This window comes from Kumtagia sp. (assembly GCF_059502445.1).
In genome coordinates, this window is sequence record NZ_JCACER010000007.1 from 1 (window position 1) to 8,347 (window position 8,347).

12 protein-coding genes and 1 pseudogene are annotated in these 8,347 nt (G+C 65.7%); 12 read left to right on the top strand and 1 reads right to left on the bottom strand.

The genetic code is table 11. The features are described 5' to 3' along the window. Window positions 1–122: 122 nt before the first annotated feature. The 4 genes and pseudogenes from AC5JDC_RS02965 to AC5JDC_RS02980 all read left to right on the top strand — a co-directional run. Window positions 123–461, top strand: a complete 339-nt coding sequence (locus tag AC5JDC_RS02965; protein WP_106775668.1) for a DUF6107 family protein — start codon at window positions 123–125, stop codon at window positions 459–461. Next, a complete protein-coding gene (locus tag AC5JDC_RS02970) occupies window positions 458–1,144 on the top strand; it encodes an HK97 family phage prohead protease (RefSeq protein ID WP_106775667.1) in 687 nt (228 codons plus the stop codon). Before AC5JDC_RS02965 ends, AC5JDC_RS02970 begins: the two co-directional genes overlap by 4 nt. After that, the gene (locus tag AC5JDC_RS02975; RefSeq protein ID WP_495838977.1) at window positions 1,141–1,494 is read left to right on the top strand and encodes a hypothetical protein; all 354 of its coding nucleotides are present in this window, start codon (window positions 1,141–1,143) and stop codon (window positions 1,492–1,494) included. The genes AC5JDC_RS02970 and AC5JDC_RS02975 overlap by 4 nt, the downstream gene beginning before the upstream one ends. Next, a pseudogene (locus AC5JDC_RS02980) lies at window positions 1,413–2,393 on the top strand (phage major capsid protein); the annotation flags it as partial. The gene AC5JDC_RS02975 and the pseudogene AC5JDC_RS02980, both read left to right, overlap by 82 nt. Before the next feature lie 494 nt (window positions 2,394–2,887). Here AC5JDC_RS02980 and AC5JDC_RS02985 read toward each other — a convergent pair. Continuing rightward, a complete protein-coding gene (locus AC5JDC_RS02985; protein ID WP_495838979.1) occupies window positions 2,888–4,204 on the bottom strand; it encodes a calcium-binding protein in 1,317 nt (438 codons plus the stop codon). Window positions 4,205–4,944: 740 nt separating this feature from the next. Between AC5JDC_RS02985 and AC5JDC_RS02990 the strand changes: the two genes are divergently transcribed. The 8 genes from AC5JDC_RS02990 to AC5JDC_RS03025 all read left to right on the top strand — a co-directional run bounded on the left by AC5JDC_RS02990 (window position 4,945) and on the right by AC5JDC_RS03025 (window position 8,273). Beyond that, window positions 4,945–5,514, top strand: coding sequence for a head-tail connector protein (locus AC5JDC_RS02990; protein WP_495838981.1), 570 nt, complete (start codon window positions 4,945–4,947; stop codon window positions 5,512–5,514). After that, window positions 5,514–5,849: a phage head closure protein gene (locus AC5JDC_RS02995; RefSeq protein ID WP_495838983.1), complete on the top strand. Its 336-nt coding sequence runs from the start codon at window positions 5,514–5,516 to the stop codon at window positions 5,847–5,849. The genes AC5JDC_RS02990 and AC5JDC_RS02995 overlap by 1 nt, the downstream gene beginning before the upstream one ends. Beyond that, a complete protein-coding gene (locus tag AC5JDC_RS03000; RefSeq protein WP_106775663.1) occupies window positions 5,846–6,034 on the top strand; it encodes a hypothetical protein in 189 nt (62 codons plus the stop codon). Before AC5JDC_RS02995 ends, AC5JDC_RS03000 begins: the two co-directional genes overlap by 4 nt. Then, complete coding sequence (locus AC5JDC_RS03005) at window positions 6,009–6,425, top strand: DUF3168 domain-containing protein (RefSeq protein ID WP_245428659.1); 417 nt, start codon at window positions 6,009–6,011, stop codon at window positions 6,423–6,425. Before AC5JDC_RS03000 ends, AC5JDC_RS03005 begins: the two co-directional genes overlap by 26 nt. Before the next feature lie 165 nt (window positions 6,426–6,590). Beyond that, window positions 6,591–7,007, top strand: a complete 417-nt coding sequence (locus tag AC5JDC_RS03010; RefSeq protein ID WP_495838986.1) for a phage major tail protein, TP901-1 family — start codon at window positions 6,591–6,593, stop codon at window positions 7,005–7,007. Then, entirely contained in the window at window positions 7,004–7,336 is a 333-nt protein-coding gene (locus AC5JDC_RS03015) for a gene transfer agent family protein (RefSeq protein ID WP_495838988.1), read from the top strand. Before AC5JDC_RS03010 ends, AC5JDC_RS03015 begins: the two co-directional genes overlap by 4 nt. Further along, window positions 7,333–7,551, top strand: a complete 219-nt coding sequence (locus tag AC5JDC_RS03020) for a rcc01693 family protein (protein ID WP_495838990.1) — start codon at window positions 7,333–7,335, stop codon at window positions 7,549–7,551. Before AC5JDC_RS03015 ends, AC5JDC_RS03020 begins: the two co-directional genes overlap by 4 nt. A 167-nt stretch (window positions 7,552–7,718) precedes the next feature. Then, the gene (locus tag AC5JDC_RS03025) at window positions 7,719–8,273 is read left to right on the top strand and encodes a phage tail tape measure protein (protein WP_495838992.1); all 555 of its coding nucleotides are present in this window, start codon (window positions 7,719–7,721) and stop codon (window positions 8,271–8,273) included. The last annotated feature ends 74 nt before the right edge of the window (window positions 8,274–8,347 follow it).

Below are 8,347 nucleotides of genomic sequence, written 5' to 3' on the forward strand. Positions count from 1 at the left end.
GTAGGGCAGTAGGGCAGTAGGGCAGTAGGGCAGTAGGGCAGTAGGGCAGTAGGGGGCTCTTTTCCGAGCCGGCTCCGTCTCCGGATTGGAACGCCTGCCGCCCATCTCATCGGAAACCCCCAATGACAGACATCAACGAGGCGGCCTGGCTGTGGGTCGCCAAGGGAGCCGGCGCGGTCGCGGGCTCGGCGATCTCGCTCGCCTACATGCTGCCGGCCGGGCGGCGCGAGGCGGCGGTGCGCTTCGCCGTCGGCCTGGTCTGCGGCCTCGTGTTCGGCGGCACCGCCGGCCTCAAGATCGCCGCCGAGCTCGGCATCGGGCACATGCTCGGCGCCGGCGAGACGGCGCTGATGGGCGCGGCCGCGGCCAGCCTGTCGGCCTGGTGGGGGCTGGGCTTTCTCAAGCGCGCCTTCGGCAACGGCCTGATCGGCCGGATTTTCAGGAACGGGAGCGACAGATGAGCGAAAGACGCAGCGGCGCCTGCGAGCGCAAATATGCCGGCCTGGCGCTGAGCGAGGTCGAGGCCGACGGTGCCTTCTCCGGTTATGCCAGCCTGTTCGGCGCCATCGATCTCGGCAAGGACATGATGATGCGCGGCGCCTTCGCCCGCTCCATCAGCGAGCGCGGCGCGGCCGGCGTGCGCATGCTCTACCAGCACGATCCGGGCGAGCCGATCGGCGTGTGGACGGAACTCAAGGAGGACGCGCGCGGCCTGTTGGTGCGCGGGCGGCTGGCCAGGAATGTCGGCCGCGCCCGCGAGGTGCTGTCGCTGATGCGCGCCGGCGCCCTCGACGGCCTGTCGATCGGCTTTCGCGCGGTGAAGGCGCACAACGACCCGACGACCGGCATCCGTCGCATCGTCGAGGCGGATCTGTGGGAGATCTCGGTCGTCACCTTTCCGATGCTGCCCGGCGCGCGCGTGCAGTCGGTGAAGGGCGGCGGGTTGCCGACCGCCCGCACTTTCGAACGCTGGCTCACGCGCGATGCGGGGCTGACGCATGGCGAGGCCCGCACGGTGATCGCCAAGGGCTACGCCACCCTGTTGGCGGCGCGGGACGCCGCCCCCGGGTCGACCGCCGACCTCGTGAACCGGCTTCGCGAGGCTACACGCATGATGCAACGAGCAAGGACAGTGAGACCATGACTGACATGACGGGCCCGCACGGGCTGGAAACCAAGTCGGCGCGGGATGCCGACATCGCCGATGCCTTCGGCGAGTTCATGACCACCTTCGAGGCGTTCAAGGCCTCCAACGAGGAGAAGCTGGCTGATATCGACCGGCGGCTCGGCGCCGACGTCGTGACCACCGACAAGGTGGAGCGCATCTCGACGGCGCTCGACGAGCAGAAACGCCGGCTGGACGATCTCGCGCTGAAGCGCCTGCGCCCGCCGCTGGGCGACGGGGGACGACGGGCCGCACCCTCCGAGCACAAGGCGGCTTCGATGCCTATCTGTGCCGCGGCGACGAGCGGGCGATGCGCGCGCTCGACGTGAAGGCGATGTCGGCCGGCTCGGGTGCCGACGGCGGCTACCTGGTGCCGGAGGAGATCGAGGTGGAGATCGGCAGGCGGCTTTCGCAGATATCGCCGATCCGCGGAATCGCCTCGGTGCGGCAGGTGTCGTCGGCGGTGCTGAAGAAACCGTTCTCGATCGGCGGGCCGGCCGTCGGCTGGGTGGCGGAGACCGCGGCGCGGACGCAGACCAATTCGCCGACGCTCGACGAGCTGCAGTTTCCGACGGCGGAGCTCTATGCCATGCCGGCGGCGACGCCGACGCTGCTGGAGGACGCCGTGGTCGACCTCGACCAGTGGATCGCGGCCGAGATCGAGATCGCCTTCGCCGAGCAGGAGGGCGCGGCCTTCGTCATCGGCAACGGCACCAACAAGCCCAAAGGCTTTCTCGCCTACGACACCGTGGCGGAGGCGAGCTGGACCTGGGGCGATATCGGCTACATCGCCACCGGCGTCGCCGGCGCTCTGCCGGCGAGCAACCCGTCCGACAAGCTGATCGACCTGGTCTATGCGCTGAAGGCGGGATACCGGCAGAACGCCAGCTGGGTGATGAACCGCAAGACGCAGGCGGCGATCCGCAAGCTGAAGGATGCGGACGGCAACTATCTGTGGCAGCTGCCGGCGACGCCGGGAAGCCGCGCAATGCTGATGGGTTTTCCGCTGGTCGAGGCCGAGGACATGCCGGACGCCGGCACCGACACCACGCCGATCGCCTTCGGCGACTTTTCCCGCGGCTATCTGGTGGTCGACCGCACCGGGGTGCGCGTCCTGCGCGATCCGTATTCGGCGAAACCCTACGTGCTGTTCTACACGACCAAGCGCGTCGGCGGCGGCGTGCAGGACTTCGACGCGATCAAGCTGATGAAATACGGCACGACGTAAGCCTGCCGGAAAATCCGCCATGCCGGCCCGCAAATGGCGTTCTTGTAAGGCGCAAGATCGAAGTCCCGGAACGCACGCGCAGTTCAAATGGCACAAGTGGCGTACCGGGCGATCGACAGCGCAAGTTCGGATGGCACCAAAGATAGCCAGTATGCGCCTAAAAAGTCAGGCAACCTTTGCTAATTATTCAGGCATTTCGCCGTGTATAGAGAGGATTCGTGGTGAAGCAGTGTTGCTGGCCGCAGGTCCCCTCTTACGACGCGATACGGCACAACGACAAAGTGCAGTTGCCTCATCGACGGGTAGTCTCCCCAAGGAATGCCCAGCCATCATTAGAGTTCCGATTTTGGTCGAGCAAAACCGAAAAAACTTATTAAATTACAATGATTTACGGGGAAATCACGCCTGGACGGACGACCGAGGCCTCGGCGGCGGGTCGTCTTGAAGCTTACGACCGGAACTGTCGCATCCGCCGCGACAGGAACGAACAGACTTCAGATCACAACGAAATCGGCATTGGTGATGCCGAGCCCAGGGCCGACCTTGGCAAAGAGCACGGCGCCGCCGGCTGCGTTGCCGTTGGCGTCGTAATAGAGCTCGCCCGTGTCTGTCTCGTAGATGATCCGGTCGGACGAATCCTGCGCGAGCCCTGTAGTGTTCGCCCGAAAAGCAGCTGCGCTCAACGTCCCGAGTGTCGTCAGTGAGGCAAAATAAGCATTGTCGAGTCGGATTGTGTCATCAACAGCGCGAAAGTCCGTGATGGTGTCGACATTGCTTGTGCCGCTTAGCGCCGAAGCGAAGACGAATTGATCTTTGCCGGAACCGCCGGCAAGGGTGTCGTTGCCCCGGTAGCCCTTGATGGTGTCGTTGCCGGCACCGCCGGAGATGACGTTGACGCCGTTGGTGCCGTACAAGGTGTCGGAAAAATCTGAGCCGGTCAGGTTCTCGACCGAATTGAAGGTGTCTCCCTTGGCGTCGCCAGTATTGAGCGAAGCGTTGGCGAGGCTGACAGTGATGCCCGCTTTTGATGTGGTGTAGGCCGCGCGGTCGCTGCCGAGGCCGCCGCTGAGATAGTCGGCGCCGGCACCGCCCATAAGCGTGTCATTACCGTCGCCACCGAACAGGCGGTTGTTGCCGGCCCCCGAATAGAGGCGGTCGGTGCCGGCTTGGCCGAACACGTCGCCGTCCACGGTACCGAGCCGGCCATCATAAAGGTCGTCGCCGCCGCCGAGCAGGATGTCGCCGATCATCCTGCCGCTGTTGGCGATCAGGTCCTTGCCTGCAACTGCCTGCTGATTATATTCCCCATAGGAAGCGGTCCCGCCGCTTATGGTGCCGGAATTGTTCAGGATAATCGTCTCGGTACCGCCTCCCACTCGCGCCACACCAATGGTTCCACCGTCGATCAAACCGGTGTTGATGACCGTCGAAGCAGTGCTGGCGCTGACCCCGGTCAAAATGACGGCAAAGCCACTCGAACTCACCGTGCCGTGATTGACAATTTCGGCCTTGGTTCCCCAAGACGCAATGCCGCTGTCGCTGGCTGAGCCTACCGACCGAACATAAGCGCCCTCGCTGACTGTGACTTTGTTATTCGAATCGTTCGAAGGGTCAGCCCCAAGCCAGATCGTATCGTAGACGCCAGTGACCGCTCCATCGACAATCACCTCATGGTTGCTGCCAAAACCCCGGATAGTTGTGTCGCCTGTGGAGGCAATTGCTACGCCGCGCATGATGAGAGCGCTGTCTGTTTCGCCCAGCGCCGCGACGGTCGTAACCTGACTAGTGGAAAGCGGAACTTGCCATGCCATGGTGATCCTCCGTTTTGCTATGTCCTCGAAGAAAGACTACTGTTTAGGATGCCTGGTCCGGCCCGCCTCAGTCCGGAAATGCCGTCCTGGTCATCTTTGTTTCCAAACCCGAACAGGATGATCATACCATGTCCATTGAACTCTGGGCATTCGGCAGGTGCACCGACACGAATACGGTGAGTAGAGCAGCAAAGCTACAGGGGGAACTATGTCGGAACGCGGCCGCCGCTTGTTCGATAAATATGTCGAAGAGAGCTTGTCGCACCCCGATCTAGCGGTGCTTGGCTTGGAGAGCCATGTCCACCTGCTTATCTCTGATACCATGGAGGCCGGGATATCGACGCGCGAGATCGCTGAAGAAGTGGGACCTCTCGTTCAGGCGATCACCAAGGGCAGTGAGGCAAACATAAGTCGCCACCCACGCGGCAAGCCACCTTCGCTACCAGCCCCGTTTCGCAGGTAATTTCAGTGCACTGAAGTTGCGCGCGGCGCCATTTGATTTGCGCGCTACAGTTCTGCCGCGCTCCGGTGCCGTGTGCTCGACCTACGCTCCGCGCGGTGCTCGCCGAACACCATTTTCGCCGGGCTGGCGAATTTTCTCCTGGGCAGGTCTGGAACTGCCAGAAACGGCACCTAGCCGACGGCGATCACCTCTCCTTGCGCCTCCGGTCCGCAGGTGCCGTCGCGGCCCCGGTTCCTCCCGCCGGGGCCGCTTCCATTTCTCACAACGAGGTCGTTCCATGGCATTGCTGCGCACCGCCGAGCCGACGGTCGAGCCCGTGACGCTGACCGAAGCCAAGGCGTTCCTGCGGCTTTCAGGATCGGCCGAGGACGGGCTGATCGAGGGCCTGATCCGCGCCGCCCGCGAGGACGTCGAGCGGGCGACGGGCCTGGCGCTGATCGACCAGGCGTGGCGGCTCGCCATCGACTGCATCCCGCGAAGCGATATTGTGCTGCTGATGCGCCATCCCGTGCGCGAGATCATCGCCGTCACCGCCTACGGCACCGAGGGCGAGGCCTCGCTGGTCGGCGCCGGCGACTACCAGGCGGACGTGGTGTCGCGCCCGGCGCGGCTCTTGTTCATCAGGCGCCCGCAGCCGATGCGGGCGATGAACGGGCTGGACATCGATTTCCGCGCCGGCTTCGGCGAGGCGGGTACCGACGTGCCCGACCTGCTGCGCCGGGCGATCCTGGTGCTGGCGGCGCACTGGTACGAGTTCCGGGCGAGCTACGGCCCCGACGAGCAGCCGGTTTCCTACCCGCCGGCCTACGAGCGGATGATTGCGAGCTACCGCGACCGGAGGATCTGATGCGGGCGACCTTCATCGATCCCGGCTCGCTGCGGCATGAGCTGTCGCTGCAGGCTCCCGCCCCGGCCGGCGACGGCATGGGCGGCCACGTGACCGGATGGCAGGAAGTCGCCACCGTGTTCGGGCAGATCGAGCCGGTTGCGCAGGCGGCGCGCTTCGGTGCCGGCCAGACGCTGGAGGAGCATACGCACCGCGTCACCATCCGCCATCGCGAAGGCGTGGCGAGCGGCATGCGGCTCGTCCGGCAGAACCGCGTCTTCGCGATCGTTATCGTTCAGGACCCCGACGAGAGCGGCCGCTACCTCGTCTGCCGCGTCAAGGAGACCGGCGCATGAACCTTGCCATGAGACTGACGCTCGACGGCTTGATTCGCGCGTTGAGATTGCAGGCGCAAAGGCTTGCGGAAGATGTGGAATTCCCGGATGCTGCAACCTTGGGAGGTGGTGTGTCCGCTGGCGATCGCCCCGAGCGTTCGCGAGCCGCCACGAGGGGCAATGACGATGACATCCGCCGCGGCTGAGCTGCAGAAATCCGTTTTCGCCACGTTGGCCGGCGACGGCGCGCTGTCCGCGCTGCTCGGCGGCGGCAAGGTCTACGACCATGCGCCGGCGCATGTGGCGTTCCCCTACATCACCTTCGGCCGCACCAGCGCCTTCGATTGGAGCACCGGCACCGAAATCGGCACCGAGCACCTGTTCACGCTGCATATCTGGTCGAAGAGCCAGGGCAAGAAGGAGGCGCTGGCGATCATGGAGCGGGCACAGGCGCTGCTCGACGATGCGCCGCTTGCGATGACGGGTTACCACCTGGTCAGCATCCGGCTGGAATTCTCGGAAGTGCGCTTCGACGAGGATATTTCCGTGCATCACGGGCTGCTGCGGTTCCGGGTGCTGATGGAAGAGGCGGCTTAGCTCTCTGCTCGAGGGGTGCGAAGCTGGCGGATACGTAAGCCCGCCGGGGCTCCGCTGGAACGTCGAGCCCGGCCTGGACCGACCCCACCCGGCCGCTTCGCGGCCACCCTCCCCTCGAGGGGGAGGGATTGCGCCGCGCATTTCAACAACCACCAGGACACGAACATGGTCGCACAGAAGGGCAAGGACCTCCTGCTCAAGATCGATCTCGACGGGCTGGGCAACTTCGTCACCGTCGCGGGGCTGCGCTCGCGGCGGCTGGCCTTCAACAGCGAGACCGTCGACGTGACCGATGCCGATTCGGCCGGGCGCTGGCGCGAGCTGCTCGCCGGCAGCGGCGTGCAGCGCGCCTCGGCGAGCGGCTCGGGCATCTTCAAGGATGCGCAATCGGACGCGGCTATCCGCTCGCGTTTCTTCTCCGCCGAGATCGTCGACTGGCAGCTAGCCATTCCAGGCTTCGGCCTCGTCGAGGGGCCGTTCCAGATCACCGCGCTCGAATATGCCGGCAGCCATGACGGCGAGGTGACCTTCGAGATCGGGCTGGAATCGGCCGGCGCAATCAGCTTCGCGGCCGCGCCATGAGCGTCAACCGGCGCCGCGGCGAGGTGGCGGCGGACCTCGACGGCCAGAGCTATCGCCTCTGCCTGACGCTCGGCGCGCTGGCGGAGCTGGAAGCGGCCTATGCCGCCGACGATCTCGGCGCCCTGGTCGAGCGCTTCGCCACCGGGCGGCTTTCGGCGCGCGACCTGATCCGCATCGTCGGCGCAGGCCTGCGCGGTGCCGGCAATTCCGTCACCGACGAGGAGGTGGCGACGATGCAGGCGGCCGACGGCGCGGCGGGTTTTGCGCGCATCGTGTCGGAACTGCTTGCCGCCACCTTCGGGACGAAGGAAGCGACGCCACACCCTTGACGGCCGCAGCGGGTGCGGGCGAGCCCTCGCGGGGGACATTCCCGTGGGACACGGTGATGGCCGTGGGGTTCGGCCTGCTGCGGCTTTCTCCCGAGAATTTCTGGTCGATGACGCCGCGCGAGATGGAGCGGGCGATGAGCCTGTACGGCTACGCGCTGAACGCCGCTCCGGCGCGCCGCGACCTGGCGGCGCTGATGACCCAGTTTCCGGACTGATGCCAAGTCTACCCGACAGCCCGAAATGAACGCAAAAAAAACGGCGGAAGTGCCGGGGACAGTTTACTTTTTTCGGCCTGCGCGACTTCTGAACCGCTGCGGCCTTTCTGCCGAAACAAAGTAAACTGTCCCCTGCGGTTCCGTCGGATTGACCTAAGGAGGCCGGCATGGCCGAGACCGTCACCGTCGCGATCGAGGCGGATACCGAGCCGTTCCTGACGGCGCTGGACAATCTGCAAAGGCTGTCGGCGGGCTTCGGCTCGCAGCTTGCGGGCGCGCTGCGCGGGGCGGTGGTGGACGGCAAGGAGCTCGACAGCGTGCTGCGCCGCATCGCGCTGAACCTCGCCGGCATGGCGCTGAACCAGGGGCTGCAGCCGCTGCAGTCGCTGTTCGGATCGTTGTTTTCGAATATCGGCGGCGGTTTGCTGCCCTTCGCCAAGGGCGGCGTCGTGCCGTTCGCTTCCGGCGGCGTGGTTTCGGCGCCGACCTATTTTCCCGCCGGCGGCCGGCTGGGCCTGATGGGCGAGGCGGGGCCGGAGGCGGTGCTGCCGCTCAGCCGCGGCGCCGACGGCCGGCTGGGCGTCGCGGCGGGCGGCGCCGCACAGCCAGTCAACATCGTCTTCAATGTGACGGCGCAGGACGCCGCCTCGTTCCGCAAGTCGGAGGCGCAGCTCACCGGGATGCTGGCGCGCGCGGTGTCGCGGGGGGCGAGGACGTTTTGAGGCAGTAGGGCAGTAGGGCAGTAGGGCAGTAGGGCAGTAGGGCAGTAGGGCAGTAGGGCAGTAGGGCAGTAGGG